This is a genomic window from Pectinatus brassicae (genome assembly GCF_014201835.1).
GTDB lineage: Bacteria > Bacillota > Negativicutes > Selenomonadales > Selenomonadaceae > Pectinatus > Pectinatus brassicae.
This window is the reverse complement of record NZ_JACHFH010000085.1, coordinates 1-1195: the sequence shown is the minus strand read 5'-3', so window position 1 is coordinate 1195 and position 1195 is coordinate 1. Positions and strand designations below refer to the sequence as shown.

Annotated in this window: 1 protein-coding gene; it reads left to right on the top strand. The window is 34.3% G+C overall.

Annotated elements, in window-relative coordinates:
* Positions 1-1110: IS200/IS605 family element RNA-guided endonuclease TnpB (tnpB, locus tag HNR32_RS13750; RefSeq protein WP_183863632.1), on the top strand; the 1110-nt coding region annotated here is incomplete at its 5' end.
* Positions 1111-1195 lie beyond the last annotated feature (85 nt).

Below are 1195 nucleotides of genomic sequence, written 5' to 3'. Positions count from 1 at the left end.
ATGGAAAAAGCCTTCAAATTTAGGATATACCCCAACAAAATACAGGAAATACTGATACAAAAAACTTTTGGCTGTGTAAGATATGTTTTTAATCACTATCTCGATATGCGAATTAAAGCGTATAAAGACGATAAGACAACACTTACATATTCTAAGTGTTCCAGTAATTTAACGCAGTTGAAGAAAGAAAACATCTGGTTAAAAGAACCAGATAAATGTTCCTTGCAAAACTCGTTAAAAGACCTCGATACTGCATATCAGAATTTCTTTAAACGTAAAAATGTTGGCTTTCCTAAATTCAAGTCAAAAAAGAACAGGCATAAATCTTACAAAACAAACTTTACCAATGGCAATATTGAATTTTTGGGAACAAAGATAAAACTGCCCAAACTGGGTAAAGTAAAAATAAGAGATAAACAAATACCACAGGGCAGAATCTTAAATGCTGTAATATCACAAACGCCTGATGGTAAATACTTTGTATCTCTATGCTGCAGCGAAGTAGAAAAACCTGTTTTTAATCGTACTGACAACTATGTTGGTATCGACCTTGGCTTAAAAGAATTTGCAATTACTTCCGATGGCGATAAAGAACCCCATCACAAATACCTCAAGCAGTCACTACAAAAACTTGCCAAACTGCAAAGAAGCTTGTCCCGAAAAACAAAGGGCAGTATAAACAGAAATAAAGCAAGAATCAAAGTGGCTAGATTGCAGGCACGTATTGCAAATCAGCGAAAAGATATGCTGCATAAACTCTCTCTCAAACTTATAGAAAATTACGATGTTATCTGCTTAGAAGATTTACAAGTAAATAACATGCTGAAAAATCACAAACTTGCCCAAAGTATTATAGATGCCAGCTGGTCAGAATTTACTCGCCAACTGAAATATAAAGCTATATGGTATGGCAAAGAAATAGTACAAATAGATAAATTCTATCCATCAAGCCAGCTTTGTCATAATTGTGGTTATCAGAATAAAGAAATAAAAGACCTTGCTATAAGACAATGGGAATGTCCTGAATGTAAATCACATCACGACAGAGATATAAATGCCGCTATAAATATTCGCAATGAAGGACTAAGAATATTAAATAGAGCAGTGTAATAACATATATAAGAACCGTAGGAACTACGGGGATAGCCTGTGGAGATAATGTAAGACGTGTTTTTTGCGCAACTATCTGTGAAGC